Origin of the sequence: Marinobacter sp. SS13-12, assembly GCF_030227115.1 — a bacterium.
In the GTDB taxonomy this organism is placed as follows: domain Bacteria; phylum Pseudomonadota; class Gammaproteobacteria; order Pseudomonadales; family Oleiphilaceae; genus Marinobacter.
Map to the genome: position 1 here is coordinate 1,475,525 of NZ_JASSUA010000001.1, position 18,531 is coordinate 1,494,055.

At 57.0% G+C, this 18,531-nt stretch carries 15 protein-coding genes; 12 read left to right on the forward strand and 3 right to left on the reverse strand.

Translation table 11 applies throughout. The features are described from left to right. Positions 1-15: 15 nt before the first annotated feature. Together QPL94_RS06790 and QPL94_RS06795 are read left to right on the forward strand one after the other, a co-directional pair. Positions 16-1,485: a complex I subunit 4 family protein gene (locus QPL94_RS06790; RefSeq protein WP_285356376.1), complete on the forward strand. Its 1,470-nt coding sequence runs from the start codon at positions 16-18 to the stop codon at positions 1,483-1,485. Then, positions 1,485-2,837: an NADH-quinone oxidoreductase subunit N gene (locus QPL94_RS06795; RefSeq protein WP_285356377.1), complete on the forward strand. Its 1,353-nt coding sequence runs from the start codon at positions 1,485-1,487 to the stop codon at positions 2,835-2,837. The genes QPL94_RS06790 and QPL94_RS06795 overlap by 1 nt, the downstream gene beginning before the upstream one ends. Positions 2,838-2,849: 12 nt before the next feature. Here the strand turns inward: QPL94_RS06795 and QPL94_RS06800 are convergent, their stop codons facing one another. Next, entirely contained in the window at positions 2,850-4,148 is a 1,299-nt protein-coding gene (locus QPL94_RS06800) for an ATP-grasp domain-containing protein (RefSeq protein ID WP_285356378.1), read from the reverse strand. Between the two features lie 245 nt (positions 4,149-4,393). Between QPL94_RS06800 and QPL94_RS06805 the strand changes: the two genes are divergently transcribed. From QPL94_RS06805 to QPL94_RS06830, 6 genes are read left to right on the forward strand one after another with little or no spacing between them, the layout of a single operon-like run. Further along, positions 4,394-5,464, forward strand: a complete 1,071-nt coding sequence (locus QPL94_RS06805; RefSeq protein ID WP_285356379.1) for a cytochrome D1 domain-containing protein — start codon at positions 4,394-4,396, stop codon at positions 5,462-5,464. A 54-nt stretch (positions 5,465-5,518) separates the two neighbouring features. Beyond that, positions 5,519-6,265, forward strand: a complete 747-nt coding sequence (locus QPL94_RS06810) for an outer membrane lipoprotein-sorting protein (protein ID WP_285356381.1) — start codon at positions 5,519-5,521, stop codon at positions 6,263-6,265. A 9-nt stretch (positions 6,266-6,274) separates the two neighbouring features. Continuing rightward, complete coding sequence (locus QPL94_RS06815; RefSeq protein ID WP_285356384.1) at positions 6,275-6,961, forward strand: ABC transporter ATP-binding protein; 687 nt, start codon at positions 6,275-6,277, stop codon at positions 6,959-6,961. Next, positions 6,958-9,471: an ABC transporter permease gene (locus QPL94_RS06820; protein WP_285356385.1), complete on the forward strand. Its 2,514-nt coding sequence runs from the start codon at positions 6,958-6,960 to the stop codon at positions 9,469-9,471. Before QPL94_RS06815 ends, QPL94_RS06820 begins: the two co-directional genes overlap by 4 nt. Continuing rightward, entirely contained in the window at positions 9,464-10,597 is a 1,134-nt protein-coding gene (locus tag QPL94_RS06825; RefSeq protein ID WP_285356387.1) for a hypothetical protein, read from the forward strand. Before QPL94_RS06820 ends, QPL94_RS06825 begins: the two co-directional genes overlap by 8 nt. Continuing rightward, entirely contained in the window at positions 10,585-11,073 is a 489-nt protein-coding gene (locus tag QPL94_RS06830) for a hypothetical protein (protein WP_285356388.1), read from the forward strand. The genes QPL94_RS06825 and QPL94_RS06830 overlap by 13 nt, the downstream gene beginning before the upstream one ends. A gap of 122 nt (positions 11,074-11,195) precedes the next feature. Here the strand turns inward: QPL94_RS06830 and QPL94_RS06835 are convergent, their stop codons facing one another. Further along, on the reverse strand, positions 11,196-11,438 hold the full coding sequence (locus tag QPL94_RS06835) for a hypothetical protein (protein ID WP_285356390.1): 243 nt from the start codon (positions 11,436-11,438) through the stop codon (positions 11,196-11,198). 149 nt (positions 11,439-11,587) lie between these two features. Further along, a complete protein-coding gene (locus QPL94_RS06840) occupies positions 11,588-11,875 on the reverse strand; it encodes a hypothetical protein (protein WP_285356392.1) in 288 nt (95 codons plus the stop codon). Positions 11,876-12,094: 219 nt separating this feature from the next. Here QPL94_RS06840 and QPL94_RS06845 point away from each other — a divergent pair, with 219 nt between their 5' ends. The 4 genes from QPL94_RS06845 to QPL94_RS06860 all read left to right on the forward strand — a co-directional run bounded on the left by QPL94_RS06845 (position 12,095) and on the right by QPL94_RS06860 (position 18,487). Continuing rightward, a complete protein-coding gene (locus QPL94_RS06845; RefSeq protein WP_285356393.1) occupies positions 12,095-13,414 on the forward strand; it encodes a TolC family protein in 1,320 nt (439 codons plus the stop codon). 5 nt (positions 13,415-13,419) lie between these two features. Continuing rightward, positions 13,420-14,718 (forward strand): efflux RND transporter periplasmic adaptor subunit, encoded by a 1,299-nt coding sequence (locus QPL94_RS06850; protein WP_285356396.1) that lies wholly within the window; start codon positions 13,420-13,422, stop codon positions 14,716-14,718. Continuing rightward, entirely contained in the window at positions 14,715-17,837 is a 3,123-nt protein-coding gene (locus QPL94_RS06855; protein WP_285356397.1) for an efflux RND transporter permease subunit, read from the forward strand. The genes QPL94_RS06850 and QPL94_RS06855 overlap by 4 nt, the downstream gene beginning before the upstream one ends. A gap of 131 nt (positions 17,838-17,968) precedes the next feature. Next, positions 17,969-18,487 carry a hypothetical protein gene (locus tag QPL94_RS06860; protein ID WP_285356399.1) on the forward strand — a complete coding sequence of 173 codons (519 nt, stop codon included), beginning with the start codon at positions 17,969-17,971 and terminating at the stop codon, positions 18,485-18,487. Positions 18,488-18,531: the final 44 nt, after the last annotated feature.

Consider the following 18,531-nt stretch of genomic DNA (forward strand, 5'->3'; position numbering starts at 1 on the left):
AGGAACCCTGTACTCATGTTACCACTCGTATCTCTGACCCTGTTTTTGCCACTCGTCGGCGCTGTGCTGATTCTGTGTTTGCCGAAGCCGACGGCACGGACGGTGCACAGCATAGCGATCGTCAGTGCCGCCCTGACTCTGGTTGGCGCTCTGGCCATGTGGCTGCAGGGCGTGAGTGGTGACGGCTTTTCCCAGGTCGAAGAGCTGGAATGGATGCCGGCCATTGGCGCCGCCTACCGGGTCGGGGTTGATGGCATCAGCCTGCCGCTGGTGCTGCTGAGTGCCGTGCTTTTCCTGGTTTCTCTCATCTACGCTTCGTCGCTTCGCGACCGTCCGAGAGCATACGTGGCCTTGATCCTGCTACTTGAGACCACGGCAATCGGTACCTTTACCGCCCTCGACGGGATCCTGTTCTACGTCTTCTTCGAAGTTTCCCTGGTGTCGATGTATTTCATGATTGCCGGATGGGGACATGAAGACCGGCAGCGGGCCGCCCTGATGTTCTTTATCTACACCCTGCTGGGCAGCCTGCCACTGTTGCTTGCGATTCTGGGGCTTTACCTCGGTAGCCCTGATCCCACCTTTGATATGCGGGCCTGGATTGCCAATCCTCCACTGGAGGGGGCGGCGGCCATGTGGGCGCTGATCGCCATGCTGATCACCTTTGCGGTCAAGATTCCTGCGATACCCCTGCATACCTGGTTACCTGCGGCACACGTGCAGGCACCGACCGTTGGTAGCGTCATCCTGGCGGGCATCATGCTGAAATTCGGCACTTACGGGCTGGTGCGCTTCGCCCTGCAAATGACCCCTGACGCTTTCCGCGAAGCCGGCATCGTTGTTCTGGTTTTCGGTGTCGTCAGCGCGATTTACGGTGCCTTTGCCGCCCTGGCACAGACCGATCTCAAGCGCCTGGTGGCCTATACCTCAGTTAATCACATGGGTTACGTGATCGTCGGCGTCTCCGCGGCTGCGCTAACGCTGGACCCCGCAGTGCGTGCCACCGCTCTGGACGGCGCCGTGCTGCAGATGTTCAGTCACGGCCTGGTCACCGGTGCCCTGTTCTTCCTGGTGGGCATGATTCAGGAGCGCGCTCATACCCGCGAAATGGGGGAGTTTGGCGGCTTGCTCAAAACGGTTCCATTGCTTGGCTGGTCCTTTGTGCTGGCGGCTTTCGCGTCTCTGGGTCTCCCTGGCCTGGCGCACTTCCCGGCAGAGTTCCAGATATTTCTCGCCACCCTGGGCACTACTCCCATCGCGGTTGTGGTGATTCTGGGTATTGCCATTATCGCCGGAACCTTTCTCAAGGCACTGCGTGAAACCTTTCTGGGTGAGCCCCGGGATCGCTGGAATAAAATGCCGGATCTGAGCCCGCGAGAAATTCTCGCGGTGGCGCCCCTGCTGGTGCTCACCGTTGCCACCGGCGTGGCGCCGTCCTGGGTGTTGGACGTTATTCACCGGACCACATCGGCACTGGTGCTGTAATGGGTCGTGATCTCGCCTTATTAGCTCCGGAAATTGCCGTCCTGTTGACGGCTGTCGGTGCCCTGATCGCGGAGATGCTGCGCCGGCCACGGATTTCGCTGATCACTGCTGTCGTCGGCCTGGTGGTTGCCACGGGGCTGGCCCTGCGCCTGCTCGGCACAGACACAACGATATTTGGCGGCAGTTTCCGGATCGATACACTAAGTACCTGGGCCAAGCTTATCCTGTTGCCGGCTACGGTGCTTTCGATGTTGCTGGCGCGGGTGGATGTCCGGGGGAGCGCCCGCGAGGGTACGGTCTACAGCCTGCTGATATTTTCCACCCTGGGCGCCCTGGTTCTCGCAGGGGCAGCGGATACCATGTTTCTGGTGCTGGGCACGCTGCTGACCGGTTTGGCGACCTTCGCCCTGGTTGCCTACCCGGACACCGATCCGGCGACCGAAGCCGCCATGAAATTCTTTGTATTCGCTTCGGTCACCACATCGATCATGATTTTCGGACTGAGCTACTGGTTCGGTGCCTCCGGCTCTACGCTGATCGCCGATCTGCCGGCCATGGACTCGATGCCGCTGGCCGTTATTCTCGGGTTCGTGGCTGTAGTTGTGGGGCTGGGCTATAAGGCATCACTGGTTCCGTTCCACTTCTGGGCACCCGATGCCTACGAGGGCGCCCCGCTGTCGATTGCCGCCTACCTGTCCGTCGTGCCCAAGATTGGTGCCCTGTTTGCGCTCACTCAGGTGGTTCGTGACCTGCCGCCGGAAATTGGCTGGACTGCCGTCATCGCAGGCCTCGCAGTGCTGAGCATGACCTACGGCTATCTTGCTGCACTGGTGCAGGATAACGTTATCCGGCTGCTGGCGTATTCGTCGATTGCCCAGTCCGGCTATTTCCTGCTGGGTATACTGGCGGTGGGCTCCAGTGAGCTGGCCTTACCATCGATCATTCTGTTCGCCGCCGCCTATGCCGCCATGAACCTGGGCGCTTTCGCCGTTGCGGCCACAACCGGGCGCACTCTGAACGATTTTGACGGGTTGGGACGCACGCGACCGCTGATGGGAATCGCGATGGTGATGTTCCTGCTGTCGCTGGTCGGCATTCCGCCACTGGCCGGCTTCGTTGGCAAATTCATGCTCTTCGGCGCTGCCATCGATGCCCAGTTTACCTGGCTGGCTGTGGCGGCGATTGTCAACAGCGTGCTGTCGCTGGCGGTGTACCTGCGGATCATCGTGCCGATATACAGGTCTGGGGAGTCGGCGTCCGCTGCAACGGACCCATGGCATGGAATCGTGGTGATTACAGCGTTTGCGGCCACGCTGATTATCGGCCTGGCGGCCCAGCTTTTCATCGTCTAGGCCAATGCTGACCTAAATCTGAAAAATCGGGGCAAACCCGCCTCCGGGCGTTCGAAAGTTGGTGGTTTGCCCTTTGTAGATGCGGGCAGCGGTAAGCAATGTTTTGCCATTGTAGGTGTACAGGCGAATATCGACCTTTCCGGTGGTTATCGTGTCATCAATTTTGAGGCCTCGCTCACCCGGGGGGACGAGGTCCTGCGCAATGTAATCCCCCTCGAGAATGTTCTCGAAAACCCGTTGGGTCAGTTTGTCGCCCCGGTAGACACCTTTACTGCCATGGCCTGAAAAGGGCTTGAAGAAGAGCCTGCGGCGATCTCGCCATAACTCGGTCGCGTCATTCCTGGAAACCAGCCTGGTCTTTGGAACAGCCCTTTCCAGTAGCTCCACGTCCTTCGTATCCAGTCCCCATTCGCGCAACGTCTGTGAGTCTGACAAGAGAGTCAGATTCCGTTTGTCGGCCAGCACTGCGTGTGTTCGCGGGTTGGGCGTTACGACGACGGCGCCGTCGCGATAGGCCCGTCTTAACGTCGCATGGTTCGGCGCTTCCAGTGCGAAATCCACCAGCCTGTTGTACACCATATCAATGTGTTTTCCACCGGCGGTAAGCTCTCCATTGGCATACTCGAACTCGGCAGGGTCGAGGACCAGGGTTTCTATTCCCCGGTCCAGAAGGAGTCGCTGGGCCAGTTGGAACTCCGGGAACAGAAACTGACTCTCAGGGGCGTTATCAACGATGGCCAGTCGCTGCGGCATCGACTCTCCGCGCTGCCTTTGCCATTCATGTTTAAACATCTGGAACGCCGCATCATCGAACCTGTCCAGCGCCGGGCTGATGGCGGGCGCGTGTTGAGGTGGCTGGCAACATCGGCTTTGAGCCCGGGCGAGCACAGCGTTAAGAAAAGCACCGCCGGCATTGGTGTTGACCTCGATCAGTTGAGGGCCTTCGGGCCCCAGGTGAAAGTCATAGCCCATAAATGCCCCGAGAGGGCCGGGATCGAACTGTGCGATGTCCGGGGCCCAGGACAGGACCTGTGTCAGGTAAGACGGAAGTTTGCTCGCTTTCTCGATAGCCTGGACGACCCCCTCCATCGTCAAAATATCACTCTCGGGGACAAAAACGGCGGTGTCCGAGAAGAAATGATCAAGCTCGGGGATCGCTGTCGCCGGGAAACCAATGCCAGCGTTCGAAAATTGATGCCGAAGATTTGAGTTGAGGGCGTCTTGATCAAGGGTAATGCAGTAACAATGACGATTAAGCAGAGCTGCATTGGTACTGGCTGTTTGCTGGCTATTTCTGGTTTCGTCGTGCATTCGGACACCACTGTAAGGGAGTTGCTTTACCAAATGGGTGAAATCTGAGTCCTGGTCTAAAGCCGGGCGTTTGCTGGTGATACTGATCCACGTCAAATAGATGCATCTTCCGGAATAGTTTTCAGCTTTGTTTCAGCTTGGCGTGTTCAACTCGGATTGAAGCAATCTTTTTGTTCGCAAGCGTGCAAACGTCGCTTATCTGGCAATTAAGAGCCATTCCGTTATTCCGATCACAGGGTGATCTTATGAAACATCAGTTGCGCAAGCAGTGGTTTGGAGGCCTTACCGCTGCACTTTTAATGGGCCTGTCACTGGCAGTGTCGGCGGGCAGCAGTCGCGCCTTCATACCCATGGGGTCAACAGATTCCATAGGTGTTATGGATCTGGAAAGTCATCGTGTGACGTCGACGATTTCTGGCACGGTCAATACCCATGGTTCCGCACTGACTCCGGATGGTCGCTATCTTATTGTGGGCAGTTTGACGGCCCATGACAATCAGGAGCCGCCCGTTCGTCCAGAGGCTGTCACGGAAGATGAGCACGCCTCCCACCATGGGGCACAGGGCGGCACGGTTCCGAAGCAGCCTGGCACAGGGCGTATCTACGTCGTGGATACCAACACCAACGAAATTGACAGCGTGTTTGAAGTGCCGGGGCCTGTGCATCACGTTCTGGTAACAGGGGATGGCCGCTATGCCGTTTCCACACATCCGATGGATGGCGGTATCAGTGTTGTTGATCTGGATTCCGGAGAAGTCGTTGAAGTCATCGCGACGGGCCCTTCTCCCAACTACATAGCGACGACGGGTGACGGCCAGACGTTGTTCGTCAGCAATACCGGTAATGGCACCGTTAGCGAGGTGGATACCCGGAACTGGTTTGTTAAGCGAAATGTACGCACAGGCGGGGCACCCGAGCACATGGCGCTCTCCCCCGACGAGGATCATCTTTACATCAATGATGCTGCCGCCGGTGAAGCGTTGGCTCTCATGCTGTCTGAAGTTACTGTCACTGCACGTTACGAAATCGGGGAAGCGCCTCATGGCCTGGGCCTGAGTGCCGATGGGCAGGTTCTTTTTGCGACCAGTCAGGGCGATGAAAGAATCGTTCGCATAGAGCTCAGACTTAACTCCCGAGAAAGTGTGCAGCTGACACCGGCTCCCTATCACCTGGCAGTTTCCCCTGTGGATGGCCAGATACTGGTAACCAGTCGCGGTGAGGCAAAGCTCTGGGTACTGGATCCGGTTTCCCTTGCTACGGTAGATGAGATTCCACTGGACGGGATAGGTCATCAGATATCGATTAACGCCAAGTGACGTTGCGGGAAACGCGACACCGGGCCCGAAGATAACTGAATAAGGACTTGGTCAATGAGATTCTGGATAAGCGCTCTTCTTGTTTTCGCCATATCCGGTCGTCTTCTCGCGGCTACTCCCTCGGCTGTTTCTTTGATCGAAGGTATGGAGCAGACCCTTTGGTCAGACAGTAGTCACGGCCGCTCCACCATGCGGATAGAGAGTGAGTACTGGACTCGGGAGCTGCAGCTGGAAGCCTGGATGGATCGGCCGGATCACACCTTGATCCGGATTCACTCGCCGAAAAAAGAGGCTGGCGTCGGCTCGCTGAGAATCGGTGATGCCATGTGGAATTACCTTCCCAAAGTTGATCGCACCATCAAGATTCCCCCGTCAATGATGCTGCAGCCATGGATGGGGTCCAACTTCAGCAACGATGATCTGGTCAAGGAAAGCTCCTTTGTTGACGACTACACCCATGAGGTTGCCGGGGTCGATGATTCTGGCGAGGTGCCGGTGTACCGGGTCGTCTCAACACCACGGCCCGATGCGCCGGTGGTCTGGAGCCAGCTTGAATTCGAAATTCGCGCGGACGCGATTCCCGTGTCTGTGGCCTACTACGGGGAGCGGGATCAGGTCGTCAAACGGTTGACCTATGACCAGATCAAAACCATGGACGGGCGCCGGATCCCTACTCGCTGGACGATGGTTGACGCGGATAATCCCGCGTCCCGCACGGTCATCCTTATTGACTCCCTTGAATTCGATATTCCTGTAGACGAAACGCTTTTCTCATTGCGTCGCCTGCGCAACCCGGAATGAGGCCCCGCTATGAGCATCGTCAATGTGCAGCATGTGTCGCGGATTTATCAGCAGGATTCAATCGCCGTCAAGGCACTGAACGATGTATCCGTGGCGATCGAGCCCGGTGAGTTCACAACGCTGGTGGGGCCATCGGGTTCGGGCAAGACTACCCTGTTAAACCAGATCGGGGCCCTGGACGAACCGGATGCGGGGCGCATTCAGGTGGCGGGTGAGGAAATCACCGGGCTCAGCCGCAAGAAGCGCACCATTCTGCGGTTGTGGAAAATCGGCTTTGTGTTTCAGGAATACAACCTGATCGGCGTCTTGTCGGCTCAGGAGAATGTGGAGTACGTGCTGATGCTTCGCGGCGTTCCGTTTCGGGAACGACGGGCCGAGGCCCGGCGCATTCTCGCGGAGGTCGGGCTGCAGGGGATGGAACAGCGTCTGCCCCATGAACTCTCCGGCGGCCAGCAACAACGTGTCGCGGTGGCCAGGGCCATCGTCAGTAAGCCTGCGATTGTCCTGGCCGATGAGCCAACCGCCAATCTCGACTCCGCAACCGGTGCGGCCCTGCTGGACCTGATGCGGGGGCTGAACTCGGAGCACGGTATTACCTTTGTGTTTTCCACCCACGATCCGATGGTGATGGAGCGAGCGCGTCGTGTGATTCATCTGCGGGATGGCGGTGTCGAGAGTGAGGAGCTGCGACCGTGATCGCGTGGCTGCGACTGGCGTTCGGCAATCTTCGGGTCAATCGTCGGCGTACCGGCATCACGCTGCTGTCGGTGGCCGTCGGCGTCGGAGGTCTGGTGTTTCTCTGGGCTTTTATCGATGGCATCAATGCCCAGATGATCAACAACATGACCGGTTATGTAACCGGCGACCTGAAAGTGCACCAGCGCGGATTTCACGACGACCGGGAAATGAACATTGCCGTTGCCGAGCATTGGAACCTTGCTGAGGAAATATCCTCCGTAACCGGTGTCGCAGCGACCACTCCCAGGGTGACGGGCAATGCGCTGGCCAGCCATGCCGACCAGTCACGGGCCTTGCAGGTGATGGGGGTCGACAGCACAACAGAGCCGCAGGTAACCCGGCTTGATCGGTCGATCATCCACGGGCGCTATCTGGAGGGGGACAATGAGATCGTTATGGGCGTGGACGCCGCCAGTGCCCTGAGTACCTCCCCGGGAGATGAGCTGGTGCTGGTGGTTCAGGCAGCGGACGGCTCCATTGGCGCAGACCGGTTCGAGGTGGTGGGTGTTTTCGAAACCGGCATCAAACGTATTGATGGCTTTGTAGCCCAGATGCCCCTGGCATCCGCCCAGACACTGTATGCCTTTGAAGGTCGGTTTACCGAGATTGCTGCCCGCGTAGAGGACTCTGACCAGCTCGAAGCGGTGGTTGGAAGCCTGCGAAATCAGCTACAGGAACGCAATGTGGAAGTCCTGGGCTGGCCGGCGCTGATGCCTTCGCTGGTGCAAATGGTCGCGTTTCACGACGCCGTCGCCTACATCGTCATCTTCGTGGTGTTTGTGGTGGTGGCGGCCGGCATCGTCAATACCATTCTGATGTCGGTGCTGGAACGTGGTCGGGAATTCGGGGTAATGATGGCTCTGGGTACCCCCAGCAGCCGGATTATCTGGCTGGTGCTTCTGGAAACGACGATTCTGGCCGGCCTGGGTTACCTGTTGGGGCTGGTGCTGGGGCTGTCACTGACCGGTTACTTCGGTTCCCAGGGGCTGGACTTCAGTGCCTATATCAAGGCCATGGATACCATGCCGGGGCTGAGCAGCATCGTCTATCCCACCATCGAATTCTCCCGCCTGGTGGTGATTGGCATCGTGGTTGTGTCGGTGGCCCTGCTGGCGGCACTGCTCCCGGCCTGGAAAGCCAGCCGCAACAGCCCGCTGGAGGCGATAGGTGCACGGCGCAATGTGATCAATCGTATCCGCAGAATCCATTGGGAGGTGACGTCTGATCACCGGCTGCTGATTTTTGCGCAAATGGCACTTCGCTCGGTATTCCGTAATCCACGCCGGTCAGTGATTACCGCATCGGCTACCGCGTTCGGGCTGGCCGCCTATCTGTTCCTGTACGCCTTCGCCGATGGTTTCTTCGAGCAGATGATCCACAACTCGACGCAACAGCTCAGCGGGCATGTTCAGGTGATGGAGGAGGGGCACAACGTCGATCTTTCGCCGGCCCTGCGCATTGCTGACAGCCAGGTGCTGCGCCAGCGATTGCAGGAGCGGCCAAAAGTCGAAGCCGCCTCACCCCGGGTGGTGCTCAGAGCCATGGTGGCAAACCCCGGGCAGAGCCTGCCGGTCGAACTGGTGGGTATTGCAGCGGAACAGGAGAAGGCCGTTACCGAGCTTTCCGGGTACATGGAGCAGGGCGCGTACGTTCAGTCTGGAGAGAACGGGATTGTGATCGGTCAAAAGCTGGCCGAGGAGATAAATGCCCGGTTGGGGGATAAGCTGGTGATCACGGTTCAGCAGGCTGATGGAGATCTTGCCTCCAGCGCCCAGGCCATTCGCGGTATCTACCGCACCGGCAGTGACCTGTTCGACACAGAGTATGCATTTATCGATATCAATACTGCCCGAAACCTGGGTGGGCTGCAGGAAGACGAAGTTTCACGGATCGTGCTGAGGCTGTCAGATCGCTCAGACAGTGCGGCCCTGGCACAAACCCTGAACCAGTCGTCGCTTCTGACCAACAACGGCCTGATGGCCCAGGACTGGGAAACCTTGCTGCCTGTGGTTGTACAGATGGTTGAGATGAGCAAGGTAGATTTCTATCTCATCCTGTCGGTGGTCTTTGTGGTGGTCGCCATTGGTGTCATGAACACCATGGTGATGTCGGTGATGGAGCGTACCCCGGAACTGGGCGTCATGCTGGCACTGGGTACGAGAGGCGGACAATTACAGCTGACGATTCTGTTTGAGGCATTCTTTCTTGCGGTATTGGGTATGGTGGCAGGAATGGTAGTTGGCGGCCTGCTTGTCTTCTGGCTTGGCCAGACCGGCATTGATCTGTCCTCGATCAGCCGCTCTCTGGAAGCCATCCCCGGTATCACCGACCGTATCTATCCAGTGTTGATTTTCGATCATGTCTGGCTTCCCAGCCTGCTGTTGTTCCTGTGCTCCGTGCTGGTAGCGCTGTACCCGGCGTGGCGGGCCTCACGACTGGACCCGGTGGAGGCCATTCGGCATGGTTAGTCGCCCTCCACTGGTGGCGGTGGGCCTGGCCTGGCTAATGCTGGCTTCGAACGCTGCGGCTGACTTCAGCCATTCCGGATCGCTCAAGAACCTCAGTGCCGGGTCGCGCTCGCTGGTTGATGACGATCGTTACTTCTCGAACCTGACCCGCCTGCGACTGGAACCCCGCTATCGATATGAAGACTGGGTTCTGGATGCAGCCTACGACCTGGAGCTGGTGACAGGCAGTTTTCTGGACAGCCCGGAATTCGCCCTGCTAAGAGATGTTCCCGATCCACGCTACTGGGATCTCCAGGGCGACGTGTACGAGTCAGGGGATGTGTTGGCGCGCCATCAACTTTATCGTGGCACGATACAGTGGCGCTCGCCAGCCGGGGATTTCCGATTTGGGCGCCAACAGGTGAACTGGTCCACGGCCCTGATCTGGAACCCCATGGACATCCTCAATCCTGTCAGCCCCCTCAACCTGGAACCTGATGAACGAATTGGCGTGGACGCTGTGTTATGGGACAGCCCTTTGGGGGCAACCGGCCGAGTCAGCGCTGTTCATGCCCTGCAACACAGTGACAAAGAGGCCAGCACGGCGGCGAGGGCCAAGCGTTTTGTTGCCGGGGTCGATGCAGGTGTGATGATAGGTGAGTTTGCTGGCGCTACCAAAGCAGGTGTTAGCGGCAGTGGCTCGGTGGCCGGCACCGGTTGGCGTACCGAAATTGTATGGAGCGAGCCGGAGACAGGCGAGCGTTACTGGCAGGGCGTGGCGGATCTGAACTGGGCGTTTCGCAACGGGTTTAATCTGGCACTGGAGTATTTCTACAACGGTCAGCCTGCGCCGCCGGCAAACCTGGACGTCTTGCGGCTGGTTTCCACCCACCCACTGTATACCGGGCGCCATTATACCGGGCTGCTGGCATGGCAGGATATCAACCCGTTCTGGCAGTATCGGGTGGTGGCTATTCGCAATGCGGATGATGCCAGTTGGGTACTTTACCCCCGGTCTACATGGACGCTGCCGCTAAAACGGGAAATCTACCTCACGGCCGGAGCCCAGTGGTTCGGAGGTGACGACGACAGCGAATACGGGAGATTAGAGCCGCTGGGGCTGATGGAGGTGCAGTGGTTTTTCTGAATGTTGTTCTGCGGCCGCGATCTGTGGTTGTGCTTGCCCTGATGATCTGGGGCGTCAGTTTTTTTCTGCACTTTTTTTGGGAAATGGTGCAGGTTCCGTTCTTTACCGATATGACTGAAGCTCGTCATTGGGATGTGGTGTGGTTATGCACCCGTGCCACTATCGGAGATGCCAATATAGCCATTGGCGCCTATGCAGTTGCGGGATTGATATCAAGGGACTGGTTTTGGGTAGTGAGCGGCTGGAGACGAACCAGCCTGTCCGTTTACCTTGCTGTCGGGCTACTTGTAACGATCCTTTTTGAGTACTGGGCAACAGGGGAGGGTGACAGGTGGAATTATGGCGAGTTAATGCCGGTGGTCACATGGACAGGCACCGGTGTACTGCCTCTCGCCCAATGGGTTTTCTTGCCGTTGTTAACAGTATTGGTTGTCAAATGGATGTTTCTTGGATGGTTGATCTTGAGAGACAAATGAAAGAGTGATAATAGTGAGATGGGCAAGCAAATTTTTATATATTTAATGCGCAATAAATAGTCGGCCACCTTTTATAATAAGTGGTCGACTATTTATTTGACTTTCTAATTCTGAAATTTTATTCAAGAATGAGTGTGGTTCAGGTCTTTATTTCCTGATTCATTTTCTTCGTATTTCACCTCTGATTTACTAATATTCCAGTGATTGGTTTTGTTTTGTACGCAGGTCATTTCAGATCTTTCTGCACTGATTGATTTGTTCGGGTAACTGCGCGCTTCATTGATACGATCCGCCAAACCCGAGTTGGCAGTAGCCATGGTTGAAAGTAAGGCAGTGACTGCCGCAGCGATAATTGCTTTTTTCATGATATTGTCCTTTCTTGCCATAAATAGGCTCAGTAATTCAGCTCGGTTTCAGGTTCGTGTGATTTACTTGTTCGCGATCAGGGCACCGACTGCTCAACATTTGAGTTAGCCGGTGCCTGTGTCTCCGCGAGTTGACTTTGCCGCAGGATTTACCCTGCGGTATTTTTTTGCCGTTTTTTCAGTGCATTATGGTAGGATCGGCCTTCTTCTGTACTGATCATTTGTAGACGTGCCTCCATGCCTACCTCGGACATCGCATTAAGCGTCATGTCTTTGTGCAGACGCTGCATATCTTCATTCTGAAGGATGTTTCCGAAGGATTGTTTGTCCTGTATTTTATTATGCATGGCCTTCATGTCATTATTCTCTGACATGTTGCCAGCGAATACAGTTGTTGAAAGGGTAATTGCTGCAGCTAATACAAATAACTTTTTCATAATTCCACCTCCTGTTTGGTTGGTGAGATCATTAAACCACCAGTTTCTGAATTTATCCTGAAATTAAGAATAATAAAATTGAAAACATTTTTGATATTTGTCACGTATAAAAATACTTGAGTCAGATCAAAATATGCTGTTTTTATTATAAATTTCAGTTTGGTTTCAGATTAGAGCCATAAGATCTCCTTTCGGAATAATTTCAACGGAGATTTCAAGTTGTCCATCCTTCCTCGCATTATAAAACCGGCCATTTTTGGCGCTCTGGTTCTGACCAGCCTGCCCGGTTGGGCGGAACCAGAGCTTGAACTGACGAGCGTCATCAATACGGCTATCGAGAACGATCCCTGGCTTCGCCAGAGCGCCCGGATGCAGGACGCGTTAATGGAAGAGTCCTACGCAGATGGAGCGCTCCCTGATCCCCGGGTAACCATCGGCGCCGCGAATCTGCCTACGGATACCTTTGACACCGGGCAGGAGGGCATGACTCAGGCCACCATTGGATTCTCCCAGCGCATTCCCCGTGGTGACAGTCGTCACCTGGCCAGTGAAAAAAAGACCCGCCTGGCTGACGTGCAGCCATTCCGCCGGGAGAATCGGCGCGAGCAGGTGACGGAAAGGGTAACTCACCTCTGGCTTGAGCTCTGGCGATCGCAGGAGAGTATCCGGTTGATAGAGGACAAACGGGGGCTCTTCGAACAGTTGTCAGATGTCGCTGAAGCAGGCTACACCTCGGCAACCATGGGCTCGAGGCAACAGGATATTATTCGCGCTTCGCTGGAGCTGACCCGGCTTGAGGACCGGCTGGCAGCCCTGAACACACAACTGGCGTCCAACCGTGAATCGCTGGGCGAGTGGATTGGCGCGGAGGCAGCACAGTTACCGGTGACCGGACAGATTCCGCCAGAGCTATCGACCGGGCTTCCGGACAGGTGGCGCGAAACGAATATCGATGGGTTGATCCGCCACCCCTCGATTCGGGCGACGGATCAGTTGATCGATGCCCAGGCGATTGATGTTGACCTGGCGCGCCAGGCCTACAAACCAGAATGGTCTGTTTTCGCGCAGTATGGCTATCGGGACAGGGCACCGAACGGACAGGATCGTGCCGACCTGTTTTCTGTAGGCATTGGTTTTGACCTCCCGATTTTTACCGGCAACCGACAGGACCGGAAGCTGCGTTCCTCGACAGCACGGCTGGAAGCGGCCAGATCCGAGCGGATACTGAAGATGCGGGATCTCCAGGCCAGGGCCCGCGCCGCAATGGCACGGATGGAACAACTTGACGACCGGATCAGGCTTTACCGTCAGACCCTGCTGCCGCAAATGGAAGAGCAGGCCAGCGCCGCCCTGACAGCCTACGACAATGACGATGGCGATTTCGCAGAAGCCGTGCGTGCGCGCATTGACGAACTCAATGCCCAGGTTGAGTTGACACAGATACTTGCCGAGCGTGCAAAAAGCCTTGCGAGCTTTCGTTATCTGACCGCGAATTCCTCCGAAGATCCCTCTTTGAAACTGCCTAACCATCAGGACTAACGACCATGGCCAATCTGATTCGCCCATTGGGTTTTGTGTTACTGGGTGGCGTTGCCGGGGCGGCGGCTGCCTACTGGCTGGCCCCCGACGCCGGAATGAACCATGCCCCCGAAACTGCCACCACTGAAAGCAAAGAACCTTTGTATTGGGTGGCGCCCATGGACCCCGAATTCAAACGTGATAAACCGGGCAAGTCGCCCATGGGCATGGACCTGGTTCCCGTCTATGAGGAGGCTGGGTCCGGGGAGGACGCACCAGGCACGGTCCGGATCTCACCAACCGTGGTCAACAACCTGGGCGTGCGCACGGCACCCGTAATCCAGGGGCGGTTGCCAAGCACCCTCAGAACCGTGGGCTACGTGCAGTACAACGAAGATGAGATGACCCACGTGCACCCTCGTGTTGAAGGGTGGATCGAAGCCCTCTACGTAAAAGCAGAGGGCGAAACCGTCGAGGAAGGAAAGCCCCTGTACACCCTCTATTCGCCAATGCTTGTTAACGCCCAGGAAGAGCTGATCCTGGCATTGAACAGGGGAAACCAGCGCCTGATCAATGCCGCTGAAGAACGTCTCAGGGCCCTGAATGTACCCGCAACGGTAATCCGGCAGTTGAAAGACGCCCGTGAAGTTCAGCGGACAATGACTGTCCATGCCCGGGCCTCGGGCGTTATCGATAACCTGAACGTGCGAGAGGGCATGTTCATCAAGCCCGGCGACCGGGTTTTGTCGATAGCGTCGCTTGATGAAGTATGGGTGATCGGTGAGGTATTCGAGAGCCAGCTTTCGGCGCTCGACGCGGGCAATCGGGTGGTGATGACTCTGGATTACATGCCCGGGCGCCAATGGACGGGGCGCGTGGATTATGTCTATCCGGAGATCAACCCGAAAACCCGGACGGCACGGGTCAGAATGCGCTTTGACAATACCGATGGTGCACTGTTGCCAGGTATGTTCGCCGGGCTCGAGGTTCAGGGGGAGCGAAGGGAACGACGCATGCTTGTGCCCCGGGAGTCCATAATTCGCACCGGACAGAGCGACCGCCTGGTGCTGGCGCTGGAGGAGGGCGCCTTCAAGTCTGTCAATGTGAGTGTCGGGCGTATCGGCGAGCAGTATGCGGAAATTCTCAAAGGCGCCAGACCGGGCGATACGGTAGTGACGTCGGCCCAGTTCCTGATCGATTCCGAATCCAGCAAAACGTCGGATTTTCAAAGGATGTCCCCGCCACCTGGTGACGGGATGGATCCGCAGATGGATCACGGGGGGATGGATCACAGCACCATGAATCATGGCGGAGACGAGTCATGATTTCAGCCATCATCTACTGGTCTGTTCGTAACCGCTTCCTGGTGCTGCTGGCGACTTTGCTTATCACGGGGCTTGGCCTCTATTCCCTGAAGAACACGCCAGTGGACGCCCTGCCGGATCTCTCCGATGTTCAGGTCATCATCAAAACCAGCTTCCCGGGGCAGGCTCCGCAGGTGGTAGAAGACCAGGTAACCTACCCGATGACAACGGCGATGCTATCGGTACCGGGCGCGAAAACGGTCCGGGGCTACTCGTTCTTTGGTGACTCCTACGTGTATGTGATCTTCGATGAAGACACCGACATGTATTGGGCCCGTTCCCGGGTGCTGGAGTACCTCTCCCAGGTGGCGCCCAGCCTGCCGGACTCGGCCCGGCCTCAGCTTGGGCCCGACGCCACCGGAGTCGGCTGGGTTTATCTGTATGCCCTGGTTGACCGCACCGGGAACCACGATCTGAGCGAGCTGCGCAGCCTGCAGGACTGGTTCCTGAAATACGAGCTGCAAACGGTACCCGGTGTGTCCGAGGTGGCCGCGCTGGGCGGTATGGTGAAGCAATATCAGGTCAAGGTCAGCCCGGAAAAACTCCGGGCCCTGGGCATACCCCTGGCTCACATCCAGAATGCCATCAAACGGGGCAATCAGGAAGTGGGTGCCTCCGTCATTGAGATGGCAGAAGCGGAATACATGGTTCGCACGTCCGGCTATATCCAGTCCCGTGACGACCTGTTATCGATCCCGCTGGGTCTCGATGATAACGGTACCCCCATACTTCTGAAAGATGTGGCCAGCGTTGAAGTCGGCCCCCAGATGCGCCGCGGTGTTGCCGAGCTGAATGGGGAAGGGGAAACCGTAGGCGGCGTTGTGGTAATGCGCTTCGGCGAAAATGCCCAGGCAACCATTAACGGTGTAAAGGCGAAGCTGGAGGACCTGAAATCCAGCTTGCCCGACGGTGTGGAAGTGGTGACGGTTTATGATCGTTCCGGGCTGATCGAGCGGGCCGTCAATAACCTGGGGTTCAAACTGCTGGAAGAGTTCCTGGTGGTGGGCCTGGTGTGCATCGTCTTCCTGTTCCACGTGCGCTCGTCACTGGTGGCGATTCTCAGCCTTCCCGTGGGTATTCTGGCGGCCTTTATCGTCATGCACTGGCAGGGTATCAATGCCAACATCATGTCACTCGGGGGGATTGCCATCGCCATCGGCGCCATGATCGACGGCGCCATCGTGATGATCGAGAACATGCACAAGCACATGGAGCGGACACCGCTCACGCCCGAGAACCGTTGGGAGGTTGTCGCACGGTCCGCCTCCGAGGTGGGTCCGGCGCTGTTTTTCTCGCTCCTGATCATTACCGTCAGCTTTGTGCCGGTGTTTGCCCTGGAGGCGCAGGAAGGGCGGATGTTTGCGCCCCTGGCCTTCACCAAGACATACGCCATGGCGGCGAGTGCGGCCCTCGCAGTGACGCTGGTTCCGGTGCTTATGGGCTATTTCATTCGCGGCAAGGTGCTGCCGGAACACAAGAATCCCGTAAACCGCCTGCTGGTTGGTGCCTATATGCCGGCCCTGAAGCTGGTGCTCCGGTTTCCCAAAATGACGGTTCTGGCTGCACTGCTGATCCTGGTTGTCGGTCTGTGGCCAGCCACCAAAATCGGCAGTGAGTTCATCCCTCCGCTGGACGAGGGCGACCTGATGTACATGCCCACCACCTACCCGGGCATCTCCATTGGTAAGGCACGGGAGCTGTTGCAGCAGACGGACAAGCTGATTGCGACCCTGCCCGAGGTCGAAACCGTGTTCGGCAAAGTAGGGCGGGCGGATACCGCTACCGACCCGGCGCCGTTAACCATGATCGAGACCTTTATCCAGCTCAAGCCCAGGGATGAATGGCGGGAAGGCATGACGACGGAAAAACTGAAACAGGAGCTCAATACCCTGATTCGTTTCCCCGGGGTAACCAATGCCTGGGTGATGCCGATCATCACCCGTATCGATATGCTGGCAACAGGCATCAAGACCCCCGTTGGCATCAAGGTGGCGGGGCCAGACCTTGCCATTATTCAGGACATTGGCAAACGTCTTGAGGAAATCATGGTGGACATACCTGGCACAGCATCCGTCTATTCTGAGCGGGTCGCCGGGGGGCGCTACATCAAGGTGGATATTGATCGCGAGCGAGCCGCCCGCTATGGGCTGAATATCGCAGATGTTCAGCAGGTGGTGGCCTCGGCAATTGGTGGTATCAACGTATCGAGGACCATCGAAGGGCTTGAACGTTACCCGATCAACCTACGGTACCCGGAGGACTACCGGGATTCGCCCGAAAAGCTGGAGCAACTTCCCATAGTGACCGCATCGGGGCAGCGGATTGCCCTGGCGAATGTGGCCGATATACGGGTGGAGGACGGTCCGCCTGCCATCAAGAGCGAAAACGCCCGCCTGAATGGCTGGACCTTCGTGGATATTGACGGGGTTGATGTCGGCACCTATGTGGAGCAGGCCATGGCCACCGTAAGCGAGGAGCTGGATTTGCCCGCAGGCTATTCGGTCAGTTGGTCTGGCCAGTATGAATACATGCTGCGTGCCAAGGAAAAACTGACCTATGTGGTGCCGCTGACCCTGGCCATTATTGTCATCCTGCTGTTCCTGAACTTCCGTCGTTTCGGGGAAGTCGCGATCATCATGGGCACGCTGCCGTTTTCGGTGATCGGTGCTATCTGGCTGATGTATTTGCTGGATTACAACTTCTCAGTGGCCGTCGGTGTCGGTTTCATTGCCCTGGCCGGTGTTGCTGTGGAGATTGGTGTCATCATGCTGGTGTATCTGAACCAGTCCTATCAGCAAATGCTGGAAACCTGCGAAGAGAAAGGGCTGACCCCCAGGCGGGAAACCCTTCGCCATGCGGTGTTGCACGGGGCCGGATTACGAGTACGGCCAGTGATGATGACAGCGGCTGCCATAATCGGGGGCCTGGTGCCTATCATGATTGGTACCGGCACAGGTTCGGAAGTTATGGGGCGAATTGCGGCGCCGATGGTCGGAGGGATGATCAGCGCGGTGATTCTTGCCCTGCTTGTCATTCCCGTGCTGTTCTATCTGTGGAAGCAGAGGAGTGTTGTCGCGTGAATTCCGGACGAATGACCCAGGTCAATCCCTGTTGATTTATAGTCAATGGGAAGTGATTTTTCAGCCCCAGTTCAGTTTCATGGTCTTTACTGGACAGGGTGCAGTTCAATGTAGGTATTAAGGAGGATCTCATGAACAGATTTAGCCGTTTAATCGCGTGTTCCGTACTGGTGGCAGCGCCCGCTTTGGTCTTTGCACAGGGGAATTCCCAGCAAATGCCCCGCGGGGGCATGATGGACCAGGAACAGATGCAGCAAATGAATGAAAACATGTCGCAAATGCAGTCCATGATGCAGGAAATGCGCAACGCCAAATCTGATGCCGAGCGCCAGCGCATCCGCGAAAAGCACATGGAGTCCATGCAGGAGCACATGGGTATGATGCGTGGCGGCATGATGGGCCAGGGCATGATGGGCCAGGGCATGATGGGCCAAGGTCAGGGCATGATGAATAACCAGGGCCAGGGCATGATGAATGATCAGGGCCAGGGTCAAGGCAAGAAGCAGTCTGGCAATGGCCAGGGCAACCGCGCTGGTGGTGCCGGTATGGATAACGAGCAGCGTCTGGAGATGATGGAGAATCGCATGAACCAGATGCAGCTCATGATGGAACAGATGTTGGAGCATCAGCGCCAACTGAACCGGAATTGATCTCTGTCCCACAACCGGTTGGCGCGTATGTGGTAGCGTAAGGC